Annotated in this window: 17 protein-coding genes; 5 read left to right on the forward strand and 12 right to left on the reverse strand. The window is 60.7% G+C overall.

Translation table 11 applies throughout. The features are described 5' to 3' along the window. The 12 genes from xerD to dprA form a co-directional block, all read right to left on the reverse strand. On the reverse strand, positions 1-900 hold the full coding sequence (gene xerD / locus HY962_13445; protein MBI5647929.1) for a site-specific tyrosine recombinase XerD: 900 nt from the start codon (positions 898-900) through the stop codon (positions 1-3). Continuing rightward, the gene (locus tag HY962_13450) at positions 897-3242 is read right to left on the reverse strand and encodes an HDIG domain-containing protein (protein MBI5647930.1); all 2346 of its coding nucleotides are present in this window, start codon (positions 3240-3242) and stop codon (positions 897-899) included. The genes xerD and HY962_13450 overlap by 4 nt, the downstream gene beginning before the upstream one ends. Continuing rightward, entirely contained in the window at positions 3239-4141 is a 903-nt protein-coding gene (locus tag HY962_13455; GenBank protein ID MBI5647931.1) for an HAD family phosphatase, read from the reverse strand. Before HY962_13455 ends, HY962_13450 begins: the two co-directional genes overlap by 4 nt. Next, the gene (locus tag HY962_13460; protein ID MBI5647932.1) at positions 4131-5891 is read right to left on the reverse strand and encodes a Na+:solute symporter; all 1761 of its coding nucleotides are present in this window, start codon (positions 5889-5891) and stop codon (positions 4131-4133) included. The genes HY962_13455 and HY962_13460 overlap by 11 nt, the downstream gene beginning before the upstream one ends. A 1-nt stretch (position 5892) precedes the next feature. Beyond that, complete coding sequence (locus HY962_13465; protein ID MBI5647933.1) at positions 5893-7377, reverse strand: sodium:solute symporter; 1485 nt, start codon at positions 7375-7377, stop codon at positions 5893-5895. Between the two features lie 27 nt (positions 7378-7404). Beyond that, complete coding sequence (locus tag HY962_13470; protein MBI5647934.1) at positions 7405-7746, reverse strand: STAS domain-containing protein; 342 nt, start codon at positions 7744-7746, stop codon at positions 7405-7407. 21 nt (positions 7747-7767) lie between these two features. After that, positions 7768-9777: an NAD-dependent DNA ligase LigA gene (ligA, locus tag HY962_13475; GenBank protein MBI5647935.1), complete on the reverse strand. Its 2010-nt coding sequence runs from the start codon at positions 9775-9777 to the stop codon at positions 7768-7770. 2 nt (positions 9778-9779) lie between these two features. Continuing rightward, on the reverse strand, positions 9780-11183 hold the full coding sequence (locus tag HY962_13480) for a DUF4115 domain-containing protein (protein MBI5647936.1): 1404 nt from the start codon (positions 11181-11183) through the stop codon (positions 9780-9782). A gap of 208 nt (positions 11184-11391) precedes the next feature. Next, on the reverse strand, positions 11392-12876 hold the full coding sequence (locus HY962_13485) for a TolC family protein (GenBank protein MBI5647937.1): 1485 nt from the start codon (positions 12874-12876) through the stop codon (positions 11392-11394). Between the two features lie 136 nt (positions 12877-13012). Next, positions 13013-14335, reverse strand: coding sequence for an ABC transporter permease (locus HY962_13490; GenBank protein MBI5647938.1), 1323 nt, complete (start codon positions 14333-14335; stop codon positions 13013-13015). Next, entirely contained in the window at positions 14335-15600 is a 1266-nt protein-coding gene (locus HY962_13495; GenBank protein MBI5647939.1) for an efflux RND transporter periplasmic adaptor subunit, read from the reverse strand. The genes HY962_13490 and HY962_13495 overlap by 1 nt, the downstream gene beginning before the upstream one ends. Before the next feature lie 110 nt (positions 15601-15710). Then, complete coding sequence (gene dprA, locus HY962_13500; protein MBI5647940.1) at positions 15711-16820, reverse strand: DNA-protecting protein DprA; 1110 nt, start codon at positions 16818-16820, stop codon at positions 15711-15713. Between the two features lie 155 nt (positions 16821-16975). Here dprA and HY962_13505 point away from each other — a divergent pair, with 155 nt between their 5' ends. The 5 genes from HY962_13505 to HY962_13525 are packed head-to-tail and all read left to right on the forward strand — an operon-like array spanning position 16976 to position 21637. After that, a complete protein-coding gene (locus tag HY962_13505) occupies positions 16976-17551 on the forward strand; it encodes a DUF3109 family protein (GenBank protein ID MBI5647941.1) in 576 nt (191 codons plus the stop codon). Between the two features lie 8 nt (positions 17552-17559). After that, positions 17560-19089, forward strand: a complete 1530-nt coding sequence (gene rpoN, locus HY962_13510; GenBank protein MBI5647942.1) for an RNA polymerase factor sigma-54 — start codon at positions 17560-17562, stop codon at positions 19087-19089. Between the two features lie 18 nt (positions 19090-19107). After that, a complete protein-coding gene (hslV, locus tag HY962_13515) occupies positions 19108-19668 on the forward strand; it encodes an ATP-dependent protease subunit HslV (protein MBI5647943.1) in 561 nt (186 codons plus the stop codon). Beyond that, a complete protein-coding gene (gene hslU / locus HY962_13520) occupies positions 19665-21035 on the forward strand; it encodes an ATP-dependent protease ATPase subunit HslU (protein MBI5647944.1) in 1371 nt (456 codons plus the stop codon). The genes hslV and hslU overlap by 4 nt, the downstream gene beginning before the upstream one ends. Before the next feature lie 17 nt (positions 21036-21052). Continuing rightward, the gene (locus HY962_13525; protein MBI5647945.1) at positions 21053-21637 is read left to right on the forward strand and encodes a hypothetical protein; all 585 of its coding nucleotides are present in this window, start codon (positions 21053-21055) and stop codon (positions 21635-21637) included. Positions 21638-21644 lie beyond the last annotated feature (7 nt).

The raw sequence follows: 21644 nt of genomic DNA on the forward strand, positions 1-21644 counted from the left end.
TCAGTGCGCGCGGGGATGATAGGTGCGGTGCACGTCGCGCAGGTATTCGCGGTCGACATGCGTGTATATCTGCGTCGTGCCGATGTCGGCGTGGCCGAGCATTTCCTGCACGGCCCGCAGATCGGCGCCTCCCTCGAGCAGGTGCGTCGCGAAGGAATGGCGGAACGTGTGCGGGTGTACATCGCTGCGAATGCCCGCGGCCGATGCGTATTTCTTGACAATCGTGAGGATGCTCATGCGCGTGAGACCTCCGCCGCGATGGTTGAGGTACACGATGGAATGCGGCCGCGCGCTGCGCGCGAGCAGGGGACGCGCGTCGCGGAGGTATTTGCGCAGCCACTCGGCGGCGATGTCGCCCAACGGAACGAGACGCTCCTTGCTGCCTTTCCCCAGCACACGAATCAGTTCCTCGTCGAGATGCAGTTGCTCGAGTCGGAAGGTTGCAAGTTCCGTCACCCGCATGCCGGAGGCGTACAGGGTCTCGAGCAGAGAACGGTCGCGCAGGCCGCGAGGAGTCTGCGTCTCGGGTGCCTCGAGTATGCGCGCAACTTCGTCCTGCGTGAGTACCATCGGGAGGTGTTTGGTAAGTGTCGGCGATTCGATAAGGACGGTCGGGTCGGCATCCGCGTACCGCTCCTCCAGGAGGAAGCGGTGAAACTGTTTCAACGCCGATAAAATGCGCGCGGCGCTCGATGGCGCGAGACCCGCGTCGTGCAACGCCTTGAGGTATTGCGACACGTGCTTCTGCGACACCGCCCCTGTGTGAGTCACCTCGAGTCCGGCAAGCCATGCCGCGTAACGTTGCAGATCGCCGCGGTACGCATCGACCGTGTTTGCGGAGAGCCCCCGCTCCAGCGCGATGTGCTGGCGGAAACGGCGCAATGCGGCGTCGAGTGTCACAGTTGGTCGATTCTCCTGATGCGGCTCGAGATGGCGTCGGCGGTCGAGGGCAGTTTCAACAGCTTCGCGGTGCGCTCCGCGTTTTTCTGCGCCGCCTCGGCATCGGCCTCGGTCGGGTATTTGATTCTGTTGTGATGTATGCCTGTGAGAATCGTCAGGAAGCTCTTCTTCACGAGCATCAGTTCGCGGAACGTCAGATCGCAGTACTCGAGCTGTCCCTCCGCGAGGCGTTTGTTCACGGTGTGGTCGATCAGCTTCTCGATGGAATCCACCGTGGGTTCCTCGAGTGCGCGCGCCGCCGCTTCGATCGTGTCGGCCAGCATGACGATCGCCGTTTCTTTGGTGAGCGGGGATGGGCCGGGATATCGGAATTCGCCCGCGACAAGCGACTCGGGCCGCTCCTGTCTTTCCTTCTCGAGGAAATAGGCGACCGTCGTTGTGCCGTGATGCGCGGGAATAAAATCGATCACACGTTGCGGCAAACCGGCCTCGCGCGCCATCGTAATGCCGTCCTCCACATGTTTGATGATGCGGCGCGCACTTTCGACAGGCGGGAGAGATTCGTGGATGTTGTTCGTGCCGAGCTGGTTTTCGACGAAGGCCTCGGGATGCGGGCATTTGCCGATATCGTGATAATACGCGCCGACACGTGCCAGGATGGGATTCGCACCGATGGCCAGCGCGGCCGCCTCGGCAAGTGTACCCATCACGATGCTGTGATGGAAGGTGCCCGGCGCGCGCGACGACAATTCCCGCAGAAGAGGATGGTTAAAATCGGACAGCTCGAGCAGTGTCAGATCGGTGTCGATGCCGAACAATCGTTCGAAGAAATACAGAAGTCCGAACGTCAGGATGGATGAGAGAAGCGCGTTGGCGGCGGCATACAACAAGTCGGTCGTGACCTGGCCCATCGGCACGGCGCGCTGCAGGCCGTCGAAACCGATCACGATCGCGTAACCGAGAAAGATGAAGGTCAGTGACCGGAAGATCTGCGTGCGGTGTTTGATGTCGCGCACGGTGTACAGTGCGAGCGAACCGGCCATCGCCGATGCGAGTATGATGGTGTAATCATTGCCACGAAGCGCGCCCACCAGGAAACTCACGGTCACTGTGGTGTAGAATGCCACGCGCGAATCGAAAATGATTGCCACGAGCATCGACGCAATGGGCACGAGAATCAGATACTGCACGGGCCCGGAGATGGGCACGCTGAACGACAGGTACGCAAACATCGTCGGTATCAGTATGATCAGGCCCAGGAGCAGGAGTTTTTGCGTGCTGCGGAAAATACGTTTGCGGAACAGGGCGAGATAAATTCCGAGGAAGCTGAGGATGGTCGCGGTATGTCCCGCGCGCCCGAGCACCTGAAGCAGCGTGTTGACTTCGCCCGCGCGCTCGATACGCGCCCGCTGATACGAATCGAGTTTGGCCTTGATTGCGGGTGTGATGCGTTCGTGCCTGCTCACGATACGCTCGTTCTGCTTGACGATGCCATCCGTGCGCGGAACTGCGGCGGTCGCGGCCTGCAGGGCGACCTGCGAGCGGCGGGGATTGTGCACGATGTTGGGCGCGGCCACGGATCGTATCAACGCCACGACCAACGGGGCGGGGAACACGTCGCTGTGCGCGCGTGCGCGGACAAATCCGTCGATGTCTCCCCGGTCGAGGAAGTCCCTCACGGGATGCAGTTCCTCGTACTCCGCGTTCTGCAGGGCGAGCGTTGGCTGTTCGAAAGACGCGCGGCTGCGGTCGAGCAGGCCTCGTGTGTACAGATCGTCGAGCAGGGGCATGATGAAGGCGCGTAATGCACCGTAGGGACGGGCTGTCGATCCGCGACGCGGCCGGTCGGCCAGACGGAGACGCAGCAGTATCATGGCGTCGTCGCTGCTTAATGGAACGGCAAGTCCGCGCCGGGCGATGGAACGCAGGACCAAAGGCGCTGCACGCGACGTTGCATCCAACCCGGGCCTCAGAGGCACGGTGCTGTCGATCACCGAGGCGATGACGGAGAGAATGACATCGAGACTGTCGACGGCGCGCCGTCCCACGGTGTCGATGCGATCGAAGCTGAGCGGCGTTGCCCGGGTCGCCTCGTGCACCTCGTCGTCGATCACCGCCGGAATGCGATGAATGGGGTATGAAAACGGGGCGATAAGGTCTTCTTCATTCCATATCGTGCCTTCGGAGTACTCGTAGTACTTCGACAGGCCCTTCGGGAACAACAGGGCGATGAACAGGACCAGGCCTACTCCAAGGGCTATACGTGCTCGGCCGTTGTCGTCGAACTTCGACAGACGCGCGAGTACGGCGAGCCGGTAGCCGCGGAATGTGTTGGGCGTCATGTGTGCGGCTCCCGCGCGGAGGCGATCAGAGCAAAAAATTCCGCCGCGCCATCTTCACTCGACGTTGCCCGGGTAACAAAATCGGCGTGCCGCTTCACCTGTTCTATGCCGTTGCGCATGGCCGCGGCGACACCCGCGAATTTCAGCATTTCGACATCGTTCGAATAGTCGCCGATCGCGGCCACCTCGCGCGGGCGGAGCCCGAGATGGCGCGCAAGAAATCGCAGAGCGGTGCCTTTGTGTACGCCGCTGTTCCGGATCTCGAGGAAATAGGTGTTCTCGGCACTTTTACTCTGGTACATCGAGCGATCGACGCGTGTGTGGAAGTCCTTCGCCAGTCCCACGCTCAGATCCTGTATCGCGGAATAGGACCCTCGCGCCACACACATCACCGCGCGGTCGAGCAGAGGAAGCAAATCCTGCACAACACGCTGCTCGGGGGGATAGGCGGCGAGGTAGCGGGGGAGTTCCGAGGGATCACCCGTTGCGTGGACTCCGTCTCCGGTGAACGCGGCAACGTCCATCTCCGGATGACGGCGCATGATCTCTGCTATACGCGCTCCCACTTCCATGCCGAGCAGCGACTGCCACAGGACGATTCCGCTCGCGTCCTTGATCAGCGCGCCGTTGAGCGAGACGATGGGGTGCGGACTCCCGAGTGCGCGCGAGAAATGTCGTATGAAACCATCACTCCGTCCCGATGCAAGCAGCAGCGCGACGCCATGCGAATTCAGTTCCCGGATCGCCCGCACGCTCTCGGGCCCGATGCCGTTCTCATCATTCAGCAGCGTGCCGTCGAGGTCGCTTGCGACCAGCCGGATGTGTTTCAGCCGCGCAAGAAATCGTTTGTCGGAAGAGAGAAATGAAAACAGGAACGCACCGATTGAGTTATGTATCAAATGATCTGACGGCGAAAAATACGCCGAAAGCCGACACAAGCGAAACGCCCGCCCAAGCCGCACCCCCGCCGGGAGTGCCAATAAGGAATTCTCCCACGGAGAACAGCGCGGAATACACGAGCAGTATCCCCGAAACCCAGGCGGCCAGCATACGGCCGAAGGGCGCGTGTGAGGGACCCGCGCCGCAACGCTGCTCCACCGGTTTCCAGAAGGGTCCTCCCGGTCGCACTTTCAGGTAGAACGCGTCCAGCACGCTGCGCTCAGTGGCGGGCGTCAGAAAGGTGAGTGTGATCCAGACGACGGTGGTGATGCCGGCGGTGAGGAACAGGCTGTTTGGGAAAAGAATGCGTGCCGCCTCGGGATTTCCCGCGTTGTACAGGGCGATGGCGCCGTAGGTGATGATGGGTGTCAGCGTCGCGGCTATTTCGCTCCACGCGTTTACGCGCCACCAGTACCAGCGCAGGATGAGTACCAGACCCAACCCCGCGCCGCATTCGATGATAAAGATCCATGCGTCGGAGATGGATGTCATGATGCTCGTCACTGCCATTGACAGGACCATGATGCCGATCGTCGCAATACGCGAGATGCGCACATAGCTTTTTTCCTCGCGTCCCTTCTGCACGAATCGTCGCCAGAAATCGTTGACGATGTACGAGGTGCCCCAGTTGAGATGTGTTGCGATGGTCGACATGTACGCGGCAAAAAATGCTGCGATCATGAGTCCGCGAAAACCAGAAGGGAGGAAGTCGCGCATCGCGTAGATATACCCGAGCTTCTTCTCTGCCGCGGGAAGCTGCGGATACAGGATGATGGTTGCGAGTCCGACGAGGATCCACGGCCATGGGCGCAGCGCATAGTGAGCAATTTGGAAGAACAGGACTGCAAATACCGAATCTTTCTCGCTGCGTGTCGACATCATACGCTGTGCGACGTACCCCCCGCCGCCCGGTTCCGCCCCCGGATACCAGGAGGCCCACCATTGCACACCCACGTACGCGAGGAAGGCTCCCGCGGAAAGCGAGAGCACGCCGACGGCGCCGTCGGATGCGGAGCCGATACGGGGCAGTATGGAGAGTGTCTCGGGCGGCAGCGCCTGGCGCAGTCCGGCGAGTCCGCCAATCTGCGGCGCATTCACAACGAGCACTGCAAGCACGATACATCCCGTCATCGCGATGAGGAATTGTACGGCATCAGTCACGGCCACGCCCCAGAGGCCCGACATCGAGGAATACACGGCGGTCAGGACCAGCGCCAGTCCCGTGTAGAGAAAGGCCTCGCTGCGCGGCAGACCGAAAAATCCCTCGAGCACGGCGGCCATGGCAAGGTTTACCCATCCCATGATCACGGTGTTCATGAACAGGCCCAGGTACACCGAGCGAAACGCGCGCAGCACTGCCGCGGGTGCCCCGGAATATCGGAGTTCAATCAGTTCGAGATCCGTCAGCACGCCGCTGCGGTGCCACAGGCGCGCGAAGAAAAACACGGTGAGCATGCCGCCGATCAGCATGTTCCACCACAGCCAGTTTCCCGAAACACCGTGTGTGGACACCAGTTCTGTGACGGCGAGCGGTGTGTCGGCGGCGAACGTCGTCGCAACCATCGACAATCCCGCGAGCCACCATGTCATCCGCCGACCGCCGAGGAAAAATTCCTGCGTGTTGCGTCCCGCGCGTTTCGAGAAATAGAACCCGACCACCGCGGTGCCCGCGAAGTATATGCCAACGAGAATCCAGTCGAAAAGGTCCATGTCAGGTGCGGGTTTGTGGTCGGGGAAAAATCGCCTGTGTCGCGAGGCCCGTGGCGATACACATCGCCGAACCGAGAAGCACGTACCAGGTCCACGCGATGGGCGTGAAAAGAATCACCGCTGCCATACCGGCGATGGCGGTGAAGAATCCGGCGATGGCGGCGCTCTGCTGCGTGTGGCGGAACAACAGGCCGAGCAGGAACACGCCCAGCAGCGCTCCATACGTGTAGGATGCGATGCCGAGCGCGAGTTCGATGACGGTGGCGGGTGTTTGGATGAAGAGGGATGCAACGAGAACGAGCACGAGGCACCACACGATCGACACGGCACGCGAACGACGCAGCAGCGTCGCGTCATCCGGCGTTTTTCCCGACAGGGGCAGCCAGATGTCCATGATTGTGGCCGACGACAGGGCGCTGATCGATCCAGACAGCGTGGACATCGCCGCGGCGAGTATGGCCGCAACAATCAGGCCTTTGACACCGGACGGGAGATGATCCAGAATGAAGCGCGCAAAAACCTCATTGGCCGAATTCGGCGCGCCGTTGTAAAAGATCCACAGCAGCAGGCCGACAGCGAGGAAGACCGCGAATTGCATGAGCACGATGATCCCGCTCAGCGACATTGCGCGCTGCGATGCACGAAGATCGTTTGTGGTGAGCACTCGCTGTATCAACAAATGATCGGTTCCGTGCGATGCCATCGACAGAAACATGCCGCCGGCGATGCTGGCGATGGTTGTGTATGGTGTCGAGAAGAATCCCGCGAACCCGCCCTCGGGCCAGGGAGGAAAAATGACGCCCTTTCCGGCGGCGATGGCGCGCGACAATCCCGCGTCGAGTCCGTCGCCGAGCATGGCCGCGAGAATGGCAAGGGCTGCTGCCGCGCCGAGAATGTACACGCCGAATTGTATCACGTCGGTCCAGATCACCGCGCGCACGCCGCCGAAATACACATAGGCCAGGGTCAGCGCGGCCATCACGGCGATGGAGACGACATACGCTGTGTGTGTGTCACCCGCGGGCAGAAAGGAACTGCCCTGCAGAAAGAGGGCCAACGGAATGGCGGTGGTGTAGAGACGGACCCCGTCCGCAAACACGCGCGTACCCATGAATGTGACCGACGCCGTGCGCCGCGTCGCCGGACCAAACCGTGTCTCAAGAAACACGTACGCGGTCGAAAGTTCACCTTGGAAATATCGAGGCAGGAAGTACCTCGACACGATGAAGCGTCCGAGTATGTAGCCCACTGTCACCTGGAGGAAGGACAGATTGCCGGCATAGGCCACTCCGGGGATGGACAGAAAGGTAATGGCGCTCGTTTCCGTGGCCACGATCGCAAAACACACGGCCCACCAGGGCACGGCCGCGTCGCTGAGAAAATAATCGCGCGCGGATCGCTGGCGTCCGCCGCTCAGTATGCCGAACAGGACGATGCCCGCGAGATACGCGAGAATGACGACGATGTCGAGAACCGACAGATGCATGGCCGGGGCGCGTCCTGCCTGCGTGTGTCAGTCTTCGAGGGCGTTGCGCGCCACGTCGACGGTCGGAAACACGGGGAGTATCGCGTCGAGCTTCGCTACCTCGATAAGTGTGCGCACCTTGCCAATCGCATCCACTATCAGGACGCCGCCGTCCTTCTCGCGCAGTTGCCGCTCGGCCAGCAACAGGGCGCTGAGGCCGGTGCTGTCGCAGAATTCGACGCTGCTGAGGTCGATGATCAGCACCTGTATGGCTTCCTGGCTGAGGATGAGCAGCTCGGCCTTGAGCGCGGGCGAGGTGAGCGAATCGAGACGCGTCTCCTTCAGGCGGAAGATGGCAAGCTCGTTTTCCTTGTCGATGGTAAAGTTCATGTGTCCTCCGTGTGGGAGTGGTCAGGTTATACGCGAAAGGAATTCTTCTTCAGTCAGTACGGGGATGCCGAGGGCCAGCGCCTTGTCGAGTTTCGAACCTGCCTCGGCTCCCGCGATCACATGCGCGGTGCGCGCGCTGACGCTGCCCGACACCTTGCCTCCGCGGCGCTCGATCTCGGCACGGGCCTCGTCGCGGGTGAATCGCGTGAGCGTGCCCGTCAGCACGAAAGTACGACCCGCGAAGAAAGGATCCAGCACCGCGTCCTGCGTGTCGGCCTCCGCCGTCACGCCGCGCGCGATCAGCCGGTCGACGAGGGCGCGTGAATGCGGATCGGCGAAGTATCGGACAATGCTGTCCGCTATTCGCGGCCCCACGCCGGGCACCGCCGCGAGTGTCACCGCGTCGGCCGCGCGAAGCAGCTCGAAGGAGGGCAGCGCGCGCGCAAGCAGACGTGCCGTGCCCTCGCCGACGAAGCGGATCCCGATCGCGTACAACACGCGGTCGAAGGGTCTGCTCTTGCTGGCCTCGATGCCGTCGAGCAATCGTGCGACGCTTTTTTCGCCGAAGCGGTCGATGGCTTCGAGCTCTGCCCGGTGTTCGTACAAATCGTAGAGGTCGGCGAACGAATCGAGCAGTCCGCGTGCCACGAGTGTGTCAACAACGGCCTCGCCGAGACCCTCGATGTCCATCGCGGCGCGGGATGCAAAATGTTCGATGCGCGCGCGCACCTGCGCGGGGCAAACGGGATTCCCGCAGAACCAGGCGGCGTCACCCTCGGCGCGGTACAGGCCGGTGCCGCAGGAGGGACACTCCCGTGTGAATACGAACGGTTCCGCTTCCGGCGGTCGCGCCTCGGTGTCGACGCCGCTTACCTTGGGAATGACGTCGCCGCCTTTTTCGATGAACACACGGTCGCCGATGTGCAGGTCGAGCTGGCGGACGAAGTCCTCGTTGTGCAGTGTTGCACGGCTGATGGTGGAACCCGCGAGCGGGACCGGCTCGAGTTCCGCCACGGGTGTCACTGCACCTGTGCGCCCCACCTGGAACGTGATGCCGCGTAACACGGTGGACGCCTTCCTCGCGGTGAACTTGTACGCGATTGCCCAACGCGGACTCTTGGCGATGGCGCCGAGTTTGTCCTGCAGCGCGAATTCGTTCACTTTAATCACCACCCCGTCGATGTCGTAGGGTAGAGTATCACGCCCGGCCTCCCATTCATCAATAAAGGCCAGCAGTTCCCCTACGCCGGCGCAGAGGCGCGCGTGAGGATTGACCGGGAATCCCGCCTCGCGAAGCGCGGCGAATGCGGCGTCCTGGCTGTGTATGGCGCCTTCGACACCAAGCAGGGAGTAGACAAAAATGCGAAGCCCGCGCGCCGCGACGAGGGCCGAGTCCTGCATCTTTAATGAGCCGGCCGCCGAGTTGCGCGGATTTGCAAAGAGCTTCTCGCCGTCGCGCTCGCGCTCGGTATTGAGACGCTCGAAGGAGTGCGCGTCCATGTACACTTCGCCGCGCGCTTCAAATCGTGCACCCGCGAGGGGGCCGGAAAGGACGCGGAAGGGGAGGCCGCGCACCGTGCGAATATTCGCGGTGATCTCGTCTCCCTGTGTCCCGTCGCCGCGGGTGGCGCCGCGTACCAGCAGGCCGTCTTCGTACTGCAGCGACACGGCGACGCCGTCGATTTTCAGTTCGGCATGATACGCCACGTCGTCGTGTCCCAGCGCCTCGGTCACCCGGCGATGGAAGTCGCGCAAATCGGCTTCGGAATATGTGTTCGCCAGGCTCAACATCGGGACGGCATGTTGTACCGTGGGAAACTCCTTCGTGATGCCGCCTCCGACGCGCTGCGTCGGCGAGTCGGGACCGCGCAGTTCCGGATACTCCTCCTCGAGTTGTGCGACACGGCGCATCAGCGTGTCGTACCCCTCGTCGCTGATTGCCGGATCCGCGAGCGCGTAGTAGCGGTAGTCGTGTTCCGCGATGGCGCGGCAGAGGCCGGCGTATTCCTGCTGTCTCGCCTTGGAGGCCACGGTCAGTCGGGAGCCGAGAGATTACGCCGCGAAATGGTCACGTTCTTTATCACCGCGCCTTCGTCGCCGAGTGCGGGCAACTGCTTACCGTTCAAAAAGAACGTGATCGCTCCCGCGTCGCCGAGCGTGAGAACGAAACGGTCGCGCGCGCGCCAGACCCTGTGTTCGTTGCTGCTCATGTTGCCACGTTCGGTGCGTGTCGTGTCCATCTTTACGGAAAACCACACGGGCGCGTTGGATATCGCCTCGAGCACGAGACTGTCCTCCTTCACGCGGCCCCGCTCGTCGTCACGCGTCTCGGTCGGCGCGGTTGCGATTGTCGCCGTGTCGATCGGAGGCAGCACCGGATCGGGCATGGTGGTCAGGGACGAATCGATAAATCGCCCGGCCTGCAGACTCTCTTTGATCGCAGTGGAATCCATCTGCGACGAGGTATCGGACACATCGGTCCGAAAATAGAAGTAGGACGCGATGGCGAGCAGCGCGATGAGTATCGCGATCCCTGTGAGCGCCGCACCGCGTGTCGATACATCGGTGCCGGCTTTCGGGGGAGCCGCGGTGACGGGCGTCGTTTTGGTTTTCGTCGCTGGGGTGGGCTCCGCCTTCTGGGGACGCGGCGTGGCCTCCCCGGGTATCGGCGGTTTTGTGTCGTACACACTCGGACGTTTTAAGGACGCGCCCGCCGCGGATGTTTCCCGTCCCGAAAATGTATCGCGCACCTGCGAGGCATGAGAACGCGACGCCGGTATTGTCGCATCGGGAGTCTTCTCGTGCTCGGCGCTGCTCGACTCGGACTGCTTCGGAGGCCCGGCGCTTGAAGGTGGGGGGATCACGGTCACATCGGCCGATGGGTCGGACGATTCGGTCGCGGGTGGGGGAGTCTGTTCGGGTGCGGATTTTTCTGCGGGCGGTTTCGTCGGTGATAAAACGGGGGTGGTTTCGGGAGATTTTGCCGCGGTATTACTGATGTCCACCACGGACGCGGCGCCCTGCGCGGCCTCGGATACGCGTACTGGTGCGACGAACGGCTCCTGTGTTTCCACTTCCGCTCGGCCCTGCACCTCGACATGACGGGGTGTCACCGAGCCCGGCGTTATGATCTCGATCGTGTCATCGAGATGCGGGAGGATGTTCGAATTGTCGAGCACATCCGGCGGTTTTGGTATTCCTTTCTCCCGCTCGGCTTCATCGTTGTAGTGCTGCAGCGTCTCTTCCTCGTCGAGTCCCACCATACGCGCGTACTCGCGGATGAACGCACGTACGTATGTCTGCGGCACCGAGGGGAAATCTCCCGCCTCGATGGCCCGCAAATGGCGCATGTTGATCCGGGTCTGCTCGTAGATTTCATCGAGCGTCACGCCGGAAGCTTCTCGCGCCTTGCGCAGTGATGCGCCGAATTCAAGCATACGTGGTGGTGGTTTTCGTCAGGAAAAAGCGATTCTCAAACGTCACGGCAAAGTAGTGCCGCGTCGAGGGAAAAACAACCGCACGCGGTTGCGTCCCGATGGCCCGTGTCCGGCGTAAAAATATCGTCGCGACAGTCACTCCACGCCGCTGCACGCGTGCTCGCTCGTCCGCTGCCGCACAGTGGGGCATGGCGCGCGACCTTGTGTTTTACCTCGGAGGTTCGACCTCGCTGCCGGTGCTGAAGTCGAACGCCGTCCGCCGCGCAAGGTCGGCGAGGGCCACGTTGTAGTCGATCCACGCCTCGAGGGCGCTGAGCCGGGCCTGAAGCAGACGCGTCTGCGATTGAGAGAGTTCGAGCGAGCCGATGGTCCCCACTTCGTAGCGGCTGGTGTTGATGCCGTTCGCCTTTTCCGCCACAAGTCGCGACTTGAACAGGACGTTCACACGCTCGGCGGCTGAACCTATACGGCGCACGAGGTCCGTGATTTCCTGCTCGATGGTGAGTTCGGTATTCTCGGCCGTGTATTGCGCGCTGCGCAGCCGCGCCTCCGCGGCTTCGACATCACGTCCGTGTTTGCCCCAGTCGAAAACGGGTACCGTGATGCGGAGTGTGGCGCCACGCGACTCGGTGGGGGACAGGAACAGCGACCGCACCTTGTCGGCCGCGTCGTTCAGCCCGTAATTCACCGAGATGTCGCCACGGATGCCGCGCTGGCCGTCGATCTCGTCGAGGGACAGGGTGCTGCGTTCGACGTTGTTGCGCGCGCGCTGCAGATCCACACGTGTGCGTTTGGCCTCACCGATGGCGCGCGCTGGATCGATCTGGACGGGTACGAAGGACGTGTCGGTCAGTGTAAGTCGGAGGCTGTCCGCCAGAGGCAGTCCGATCAGCAGCTTGAAGTTGTTCATCCTGCCGCTGTGTGTGTTGCCTGCGGTAAGCAAATCGTTGCGGGCCGCCGCAAGATCCACCTCAAACTGCAGGGCGTCGACTTCGGCGATGAGCCCCGCACGGTATTTCCGCATTGCGGTGGTGTACGATTCCTCCTGCTGCTGCACGCGGTCGCTTTGAATCGCAAGCTGCTCCTGGCTCGAATAACCGCGGTAGAAACTTTCCGTGACGGTGTACAGGAGGTCGAGCGTGGCGCGGCGGTAGTCGGATTTCGCCTCCTCGAACTCGAGTTCGGCGCGGCGTAACGCGATGCGCTGACTGTTCGGCACAAACAGCGGCTGCTCGAGACGCACCACGAGGTCGCCGTAGTAATTGCGGAAAAACGAACCGGCGGACGCGTCCTTCTGATCGAGCCGGTACATTTGCCCGCTGAGCGTGATGGTGCTGTTGGTCCAGATCAGCGGCTGGTTGATGGAGACGCCTCCGAACCAGCGCAGGTTCTCCACACGAAAATATTCGTCGCGGCGGGTCACACTGTTGAATTGCTGTTTCAGCCGCGAATCGTAACTCGGCGCCTCGAAGTTGAGGTCCACCGTCGAGTACAGGGCCTTGCGCGACGCTTCCGCCGCTGCTTCGGAAGCGCGCAGTTGTTCGCGCGCCACACGGGCCTGGTAGCTGTTTTCGAAAGCGATGCGCAACGCTTTCTCGAGTGTGAGTGTCTGCTGTGCGGACGCGGAGGCGGAAAGCAGCACGGGAATGCAGGCGGCCATGAGGCCAAGTCGCATGAGAGTAAGGCGGGTCATATACCGGAATCCGGAAATTCGAAGCATCCGTGAATCATGTCGAGTGTGAATGGGAGCCGGGTGCATCGTGGTCCCGATGCGATGCCGGAATTGCGGCTTGTTGCGCACACCGCGTTGTGTCGTGGCGGACTCGCCGTTATTCATACCGGAGCGCCTCGATCACGTCCTTGTCGGCCGCACGGCGCGCCGGGTACCATCCGAAGAGAATACCCGTGGCCGCGGCGACGCCAAAGGCGAGGAGAACTGCCCAGAGACTGACTATCGTGCGCCAGCCGGCATAGGCGGTAATCGCTTCGGTCAGGCCCCATCCAACGCCGATGCCTGCTATCCCTCCCACGATCGACAGCAGAGTGGCCTCCGCGAGAAATTGCACGACGATCATCGAACGTGTTGCGCCGATGGCCCGCCGCACACCGATCTCGCGTGTGCGTTCAAGCACACCCGCCAGCATGATGTTCATGATGCCGATGCCTCCGACAAGCAGGGAAATCCCCGCTATGGCGCCCATCACAATGTTGAAAATCCCCTGTGTTTTCTGGCTCTGCTCGATGAGCTGGTCCGGTATGGTCACGGTAAAATCCGTCTGTTCCGCGTGACGCTGGCGCAGCAGGCGCGTTATAACCCGTGCGGCCTCTTCGACGGGGGTCTCGGCCTTCACCTGCACTGCGATTTGGTCGATGGTATTCCTGTCGAGATACGCGCTTTCATTGTTCGAGAACCGGAAGCGGCGGCCACGTCCCATGAAAAACTGCGCCCCGGCCTGCTGCTCGCGCGGGAATTTCGCCATGGCCGTGCTCAGTGGAATGAAGATGGTGTTGTTCGCGCGCGGCATCGCAACGTCCGCAATTTTTGCGCTGCGTTTCGGCTCCACCACCCCCACCACCGTAAACCAGCGGTCCTTGAGCTTCACGAGCTGATACATCGGATCGCGGAATCCGAAAAGATCCTGCTTTGCCTCAGACCCGATCACGCAAACATTTGCTGTGGAGAGCATGTGCACCGGTGCGATGAAGGATCCGGCGGAGAGGCGCACGTTAAAGATGTGCTCGTAGGCCGGTGTGCATCCGACAAGTGTCGCGTCGGTCTTGCCTTCGTATGTCCGAGCCTCGATTTCGCTCTCCCAGGTTACGGACAGATTCTCCACGAAGGGACACACGTCCTCGATGGCGCGTGCGTCTTTCAACGAAATGCCCATCGGACGCGAGGCGGCCTCCTCGTCCTCCTGCTGCGCCTCGTCCATCGCCGCGCTGCGTATGATGATGTTCCGCACGCCGAGCACCTCGATCTGTTCGAGGGTCTCGCGCCGCGCACCTTCACCGATGGACAGCATGGCGATCACCGCTCCCACGCCGAAGATGATGCCCAGCATGGTGAGGAAGGAGCGGGTCTTGTGCAGCGCGAGACTCTGTAGCGCGATGCTGAGCGACTCGCGGTGACGTGTCAGAATGGTCGGGCGCATCACGGCATCCGCACGGCGTCGTTGCCGCTGTTTTTATCGTTCTCGGCGGCGGGCTCCTCGGCTTCATCGGGATCACGCAGGGCCACTTCCTCTCCGGCCTTGAGTCCCGTTTTCACCACCACGTAAGTGTCGTTCTTTTCGCCGAGTGTCACTTCGCGCTTGTCGAAACCCGCGCCGTCCTTCACATACACATACGTCTTCTTCTCCTTCTCGAACACGGCCACGATGGGAATCGACAGCGTCTTTTTCACTGTGCCCACGATGATCTTGTTTGTGGTGGTGATTCCCGGCTTTAAAATGTCGGCGGTTTTGTCGATGTCGATTACCACGTCAAAAACCTTCACGTTTGATCCGGATCCCTTTTCACGTCCGATCTGCGACACCGAGGTGATCGTTCCGGTGAATTTCCGGTCGGGAAAAGCGTCCGGCACGATCTCCACTTTCTGTCCCACCTTGACGCGGGAGATCTCCATTTCATTCACACTCGCTTCAACCTGCGCTGCCGAAAGGTCGGGCAGACTGATGATGGGCATGCCCGGCCATGGCTGGTCGCCCACCGCGATCTTCCGGCCTGTGCTCCAGTTGTTCTCGTACACGATAAGGCCGCTGATGGGCGCCTTCATCGTGAGCTGTTCCATCTCCTTGGTTGAAGCCGCTATGTCGGACTGTATCTGCGACAACCGAAGCTGCAGATTGCCGAGTTCCGATTTGCGCACGATGGACCTGTTCTCCAGATTCAGCCGCGCCTGTTCGAAGGCGAGACGTGATCGTTCGAATTCCAGATCCGCCTCACGTTTCTTGGCGTCGGGCTCGAACTGCATGCGCTTCTGGGCGATTTCTGCAAGTTGAAAGTTCAGTTTCGCCGTTTCAAAATCCGTTTTTGCCTGCGCCTCGTCACCGGCTTGCTGGGCCCGAAGCTTTGCCATATCGGCCTGCGCGGTTTTCAACTCGGTCTGTTTGTCGTTGATGCGTTTCATGGCCGTGCTCGGATCGAAACCTACCAGCGGCTGCTCCGGCTGCGCAATGGTGCCCTCCGGCGCGAGGAATACGACCTGCAGATTGCCGCCCTGCATGAGTCGCGGCGCCGTGATGGTATACGATTTTTTCGCGCGGATGGAACCGCTCTCGATGACGAGTATTCGGAAATCTCCGGATAACACCGGGGCAGTCGGAATGTTCGGTCCTTCGGACGGCGAGAATATCCACCAGAGGATGAGGATGAGCGCGACCGCGGCCGCTGACTGATAGAGGCGTGTGCGTTTCATAGGGAAGGCTTCGTGAGGAAGGTCGATGACGGCCGTGAGGCCATCCGGCAATGTGGGAAATACCCGTGAAGCGGAAAAGGTAATAAAATGTCCTGAATTGCCGCATTCCATCATTCCCGTGTGAAGTGTTTTCCCGGGTGCTGACGGACGATGCCTTTGAATTCGAGTGCCAACATCTGCACCAGAAGTTCCGCGGGGCCGAGCCCTGTTTGAATGGCGATATCGTCGATGTGTACCGGACTGTCCGACAGTGCTCCCACGATGGATTGCTCGGTGAGTGTGAGCTGAATTGCGGGGATTCGTTGCTTCCGGATTCTTCCCGCGAGCAGGGGCACCTCGTCAAAGACATCCTGCGCGCGCGTGCATACACGCGCGTTTCCGCGACGCAGAAGCAGGTTGGTTCCGATCGACGCCGGACTGTACACGCTTCCCGGGACGGCGAACACATCGCGATTCTGATCGAACGCCATCCGCGCGGTGATGATGGCTCCGCCCTTGGCGCCGCTTTCCACAACGATGGTTGCTAGCGTTACGCCGCTGATGATGCGGTTCCGTCGCGGGAAATTCGGCGCGTCGGGCGCGGCATCCATCAAAAATTCAGACAGGAGACATCCATTATCCGCGATACGTTCCGCAAGCAGGCGGTTCGACGGCGGGTAGAGGTTGGCCAGTCCGCTGCCGAGCACCGCGATTGTGCGACCGCCCTGTGCGAGAGTCGCCTGATGCGCCGCTGTATCGATGCCTATCGCCAATCCGCTGGCAGTGGTTACTCCGGCGTCGGCAAATTCGCGGCCCAGTTGTTCCGCGACGCGGCGTCCGTATTCCGTCGGCGCGCGTGTGCCGACAATGGCTGCCGAACGTCCGTCACATTGACGGAATTCTCCCTGCATGAACAGGAAAAGGGGAGCGTCATAGAGGTGCTTCAGCGGTTCCGGAAATGCCGCATCCGCTGGTGTGATCAGACGGGCGTTTTTCTGGGCCGCGAGTGTAATGCTTCGCAATACACCCGCCTCAATCTGATCGCGCGCCTGTCGGGACCGGACGGTTTCGAGCAGCGTCCGTGCCAGACCCAGGTGTATCCCGGGCACCTGCATCAAATCGCGCAGACTGGCGCGGCATAGATCACCCCACGTATCGAAACGTACTGCGAGTGCCCGTCCGCGTGTCGGACCGATCTTCGGAAGCATCGTGAGGCGTAGAAAGTCGTGTACTTCTGTCATAGAAAATCCTCCCGCCTGTTATACGCGCGAGCCGTTCCACGGGTTCCCTCAAACATCCGATTTCCCTACATGCAATTATTGCACCAAAATGCTTCACCATCTTGCGCATTCCTCGTCAATTGCCTATGTTGACCGTGCCCGTACATCACGTCCGTATGCAAAAAAACAGCATAAATAGCATCGAATCACGCATTTTACAGACGCGCTTCGCCTGTGATCTGAGCGCATGCAAGGGGGCCTGCTGTACGTTCCCCGGCGGCTACGGTGCACCCATTCTGGAGGAAGAGGTGCCGCGGCTTCATGAGGCGCTTGCCGTGGTGCGGAGCGTGTTGCCGGAAACGCATGTTGCGGTGATCGATCGCGACGGACTTGTGGAGCGGCACGGGAAGACGCTGCATATCCGCTGCGTGGACCGCCGCGCCTGCGTGTTTGTGGTGTATGAGGGCGACATCGCGGTCTGCAGCATACAGCGCGCCTATGAACGTGGCGCCTTCGGCTGGATGAAACCCATATCCTGCCATCTCTTTCCGATCCGCGTCAGCCGTGCGCAGGATACTGTCACGGCTTTGCGCTTCGAGGAGTTTTCAGAATGTACTCCGGCGCTCGCCAATGGGGAGAAGAGTGATACACGACTTGCCGATTTCCTCGCTCCCGCGCTTGCCCGCGCTTTCGGGCAGCCATTTTCCGATGCGTTGCGCGAAGAAGCTGCGCGCACATCACTGCCTCGCTAGGATTTGCCATGCTCCATCTCACACAAACCCAGCGCCTCCAGCAGAAACTGACACCCGCACAGGTGCAGTATCTGAAAATCCTCCAATTGCCCGTCCTCGCGCTCGAACAGCGCATCAAGGACGAACTCGAATTGAATCCGCTACTCGAAGAGGGAATGGATCAGGAGGAAGTCCAGGACGATTCCATGGACATGGAACTCGAGGATGTGAAACTGGACACGGACATCGCCGCCGAAGCACCCGTGACGGCGGAAGCCGCCGCCGAAAAACAGACGGAAGCATCCGAAATTGAGAAGATCGAAAACTTCGACGAGCGTGACGAGTTTGCGTCGAAGGATGACGAATATTCGTGGGAGGAATTTCTCGACGATAACGAAGGACCGACAACGAGGAACTGGTACGACGAGGAGGACGATCGCGAGATACCGACACCCGCCTCGGTGAGCATGATCGAACAGCTCACCGACCAGGTGCACATGCTGGACCTCGACGCGCGCCTGACCCATCTTGCGGAGGAAATTCTCGGGAACATCGATGAAGACGGCTACTTGCACCGGGATCTTGAAGATCTGGTGCTGGACGTGAATCACGAACACGCGCTTGCCATCACGCGGGAGGAAGCCGAGTTTGTGCTCGGCAAAATCCAGCGCCTGGATCCCGCCGGTATTGGAGCGCGGAATCTTCGGGAATGCCTGCTCGTGCAGGCCGAGGTGTCGACCGAGCACAGCACGGCGCGCATCTACGCACAGCTCATCCTGCGCGATTGCTACGATCATCTCGTCAAGAAACACTTCGAGAAGATCAAGCAGGAACTGCATATCGACGACAAGCTCCTCCGCAAGGCCTTCGATTTTATCACACATCTCAATCCGAAGCCCGGCGAAGGCAACATCACCACGACGCTGAATTACGTCATTCCCGATTTTTTCATCGTGCGCGAGAAGGACGATTTTGTCATCACACTCAACGACCGTGGCGTGCCTCCGCTGCGTGTGAGCCGCGCGTATCGCGAAATGCTCTCGAACCGCCGCAGCGGCATCAATCCCGAGGCGCGGCAGTTTCTGCGCCAGAAGATGGAGTCCGCGAAGTGGTTCATACAGTCCATCAATCAAAGGCGGCAGACCATGCTCGGCGTGATGCAGACCATCGTCGAGAAGCAGCGCGACTGGTTCGAGCAGGGTCCGGGCTTCCTGAAGCCCCTGATCTACCGCGACATTGCCGACGTGATCGGCATGGACATCTCAACAATTTCCCGCGTGGTGAACGGCAAATACGCGCAGACGGAATGGGGTGTCTTCGAACTGCGCCGTTTCTTCAGCGAGGGAATTCCGACGGCCACGGGCGGAGAAGTCTCGAACACCGAGGTGAAGAGCATCATCCGTGACATCATCGCGGCGGAAGAGGAAAAGAAACCCCTCAGCGACGAGGCCATAATGCAAATCCTTCGTGAACGCGGCTTCGACATCGCCCGTCGCACGGTGGCAAAGTACCGCGAGGCGCTGGGCATCCCCGTGTCGCGCCTCCGCGTGAAATTGTAAACAGGAAATCGGTATCCCATGGGCACGCAGCCAGAACGCCTCATTCGATCCACGACTGTCGTGGGACTCATTCGTGATGGACACGCGGTGATCGGTGCCGACGGGCAGGTGACCGTGGGCCAGACGGTCATGAAGCACAACGCGCGGAAGATCCGCACTATGTATCACGGCCAGGTCCTCACGGGTTTTGCCGGCTCGGCCGCCGACGCTCTCACGCTGTCGGAAAAATTCGAGGAGAAGCTCGAGCAATACCGCGGAAACTTCGAGCGCGCGGCGGTGGAACTCGCCCGCGAGTGGCGTGGCGACAAGTACCTGCGTCGGCTCGAAGCTCTGCTTGCCGTGCTGAATCGGGAGAAGGCGTACATCATCTCCGGCACGGGTGATGTGATAGAACCCGACGACGGCATCATCGCCATCGGCTCGGGCGGACCCTATGCGCTTGCCGCCGCGCGGATGCTCGTTCGGCACACCACGCTGGCGGCTGGCCACATCGTCCGCGACGCTCTCGGAGCCGCCGCGGAAATTTGTATCTATACCAATACCCAGATTCTCGTGGAAGAACTGCAACCCCTTGTATGAACGAAGAATACCGTCAACAGCTTGAAGCATCACTCACCCCCGGCCGTATCGTCGCGGAACTCGACAAGTACATCATCGGGCAGCGCGACGCAAAACGCTCGGTCGCAATAGCCCTCCGCAACAGGTGGCGTCGGCAGAATGTGGACGTGTCACTCCGCGATGAGATCATGCCGAACAACATCATCCTCATCGGCCCGACGGGGGTTGGAAAAACAGAAATTGCCCGGCGACTGGCAAAACTCGCCGGAGCCCCGTTTGTCAAGGTTGAAGCCACCAAGTACACCGAGGTCGGGTACGTGGGCCGCGATGTCGAATCGATCATACGCGATCTGGTCGAAATTTCGATGAATCAGGTACGAGCCGAGATGGCGCGTGAAGTGGACGCCAAAGCCGAAGTTCTGGCGGAGGAACGCCTGCTCGAAATTCTCTTCCCCTACAGGCCTCGCGAAACATCGGCTCCTCCGGCCACCGATGAAATGCATTCCGAAACCCGTGAGAAACTGCGCGGCCAATTACGTGCGGGCAATCTGGATGAACGAATGGTGGAAGTGGACGTCACCGTCAGCAGCGCACCGATGATGCAGGTGTTTGGTCCCATGGGTATGGACGACATGGGGATAGATTTCCAGAATCTGCTCGGCAACATGATGCCGAAGAAGAACAAGACCAAAAAGATTCCCGTGCGCGAGGCCCGTATACTGCTTAAACAGGACGAGGCCCAGAAATTGATCGATCCGGAACAGGTCACACGGATTGCCCTCGAGCGTGTGCAGACATCCGGAATTGTGTTTCTTGATGAGATCGACAAGGTCGCCGGATCCTCGAACAAGGCGGCGGGCATCGACGTGTCGCGCGAAGGGGTGCAGCGCGATCTGCTGCCCATCGTGGAAGGCACCACGGTGAACACTAAACATGGTCCGGTGAAGACCGACCATGTCCTGTTTATCGCCTCCGGCGCCTTTCACGTTTCGAAACCGTCCGACCTCATTCCGGAACTGCAGGGCCGATTTCCGATACGCGTCGAGTTGCAGAGTCTGACCGTCGACGATTTTATTCAGATCCTGACGCTTCCCGAAAACGCGCTGCTCAAACAGTATCGCGCGCTTCTGGCGACAGAAGGAGTCGATATCACTTTTTCCGACGAAGCCATCGCCGCCGTCGCGCGGATCGCCACCGAGGTGAACGAGAACGTCGAGAATATCGGCGCGCGACGACTTCACACCATCCTCAGTTCGCTGCTTGACGATCTGCTGTTTCGCGTCCCCGACGATTTTGACGGCCGCCCCGTGTTTATCGACGGCGCGATGGTCGAGGAGCGGCTCATGTCGCTCTCGCGCGACAAGGATCTCAGCCGCTACATACTGTGACATCATCCCGCATCCGCATGTCCGACTCCCACACCTTCTCCCCCGCGCTCCGCTTCTGGCTTTTCCTCCTCGCCATCGCCACGATCTTCTGGCTCGGCGGGCTGAGCATGCGTGCGCTGATCGCAAACGAATTCTTCCTTTCGGGTACGCTCGAGTACGATCCGGCGATATCGCTCGACATGGAACGCATCCTGTTCCAGCTCATCTACGCCGCGTCGATCACCGTGCTGATCGCGTACTTCGTGGTGCTGGTGTCGGCCATCGCGGTTGTGCGCATCATTCCATTGCCGTTCAAGGAACACCCCTGGCTGCTCATGGCCTCGCTGCTGTTCTTCCTGTTCGTCCCTGTGGAAGTGTTCACCGGCTATCTCGACGTGAAGTATATTCTGCTGTGGATGCAGACCCTCGACATACTCGACGTGCAGGGCCTTCCCGTGTACGAACAGCACAGCGCGATGCTGCGTGAAACGCTCTCGCACCGCATCGGTGCGCTCGGCGGCCTGCCTGTGATGGCGATGTTCTGCTATTTTACCGCCGTGGCGGTACTTATCTTTCAGCCTTTGCGGAAGAAACCGCAGGTGGAGGAGCGCGCGCGGGTGTAGGTCTGCG

It is taken from the genome of Ignavibacteriota bacterium (genome assembly GCA_016218045.1).
Taxonomy (GTDB): domain Bacteria; phylum Bacteroidota; class Ignavibacteria; order SZUA-365; family SZUA-365; genus JACRFB01.

Excerpts from the sequence above, each read along its gene's own strand:
- HY962_13450 (MBI5647930.1), bottom strand. The coding sequence starts at position 3,242 with ATGACGCCCAACACATTCCGCGGCTACCGGCTCGCCGTACTCGCGCGT.
- HY962_13460 (MBI5647932.1), bottom strand. The coding sequence starts at position 5,891 with ATGGACCTTTTCGACTGGATTCTCGTTGGCATATACTTCGCGGGCACC.
- HY962_13465 (MBI5647933.1), bottom strand. The coding sequence starts at position 7,377 with ATGCATCTGTCGGTTCTCGACATCGTCGTCATTCTCGCGTATCTCGCG.
- HY962_13470 (MBI5647934.1), bottom strand. The coding sequence starts at position 7,746 with ATGAACTTTACCATCGACAAGGAAAACGAGCTTGCCATCTTCCGCCTG.
- HY962_13480 (MBI5647936.1), bottom strand. The coding sequence starts at position 11,183 with ATGCTTGAATTCGGCGCATCACTGCGCAAGGCGCGAGAAGCTTCCGGC.
- HY962_13485 (MBI5647937.1), bottom strand. The coding sequence starts at position 12,876 with ATGACCCGCCTTACTCTCATGCGACTTGGCCTCATGGCCGCCTGCATT.
- HY962_13490 (MBI5647938.1), bottom strand. The coding sequence starts at position 14,335 with ATGCGCCCGACCATTCTGACACGTCACCGCGAGTCGCTCAGCATCGCG.
- HY962_13495 (MBI5647939.1), bottom strand. The coding sequence starts at position 15,600 with ATGAAACGCACACGCCTCTATCAGTCAGCGGCCGCGGTCGCGCTCATC.
- dprA (MBI5647940.1), bottom strand. The coding sequence starts at position 16,820 with ATGACAGAAGTACACGACTTTCTACGCCTCACGATGCTTCCGAAGATC.
- HY962_13505 (MBI5647941.1), top strand. The coding sequence starts at position 16,976 with ATGCAAAAAAACAGCATAAATAGCATCGAATCACGCATTTTACAGACG.
- rpoN (MBI5647942.1), top strand. The coding sequence starts at position 17,560 with ATGCTCCATCTCACACAAACCCAGCGCCTCCAGCAGAAACTGACACCC.
- hslV (MBI5647943.1), top strand. The coding sequence starts at position 19,108 with ATGGGCACGCAGCCAGAACGCCTCATTCGATCCACGACTGTCGTGGGA.
- hslU (MBI5647944.1), top strand. The coding sequence starts at position 19,665 with ATGAACGAAGAATACCGTCAACAGCTTGAAGCATCACTCACCCCCGGC.
- HY962_13525 (MBI5647945.1), top strand. The coding sequence starts at position 21,053 with ATGTCCGACTCCCACACCTTCTCCCCCGCGCTCCGCTTCTGGCTTTTC.